We start from the raw sequence: 537 nt of genomic DNA, 5'->3' as shown, positions 1-537 counted from the left end.
GTGCGGAAGCCGATCCGCTGCGGCGTGGCCTGGATGACCTGGCCCTTGGCATCGAGGACCTCGACCAGCAGGGTGTAGAGGTTGGGGGTCTCGGCGGTCCAATGGCGCACGCCGGGGACGGACGCCGATAGGGTCTCGGTCTTGGCCGCCCCGGCCGCGACCTTGGCCTCCTGGGTCAGCACCGCCTTGTCGCCGTCGAGCAGGGTCATGCGCACGGTGATCGGCTGGTCGCGCTGGGTCAGGGCCACGTCGGTCGACAGCACACCGTCGCGATAGGCGTTGTCGAGGCCGGCATGGACAAACAGGTCGCTCAGCCGGGCCTTGGGCGCGGCCTTCAGATAGACCGAGCGCTCGATGCCCGAGACTCGCCAGAAGTCCTGGTCCTCCAGATAGGAGCCGTCCGACCAGCGATGGATCTGGATGGCGACGATGTTCTTCTGGCCCGCCTTCAACAGCTTGGTGACATCGAACTCGCTGGGCAGCTTGGAGTCTTCGGAATAGCCGGCCTCCACGCCGTTGACCCACACGCGATAGGCC

1 protein-coding gene is annotated in these 537 nt (G+C 66.9%); it reads right to left on the bottom strand.

The window, feature by feature from the left end:
• Positions 1–537, bottom strand: a 537-nt coding sequence (locus AC1DSO_RS24810; RefSeq protein WP_477071340.1) for a sugar-binding domain-containing protein, incomplete at both ends; no start/stop codon positions are given.

This window comes from Caulobacter sp. P4_E5, from assembly GCF_056401555.1.
This window is presented reverse-complemented; position numbering and strand designations above follow the sequence as displayed.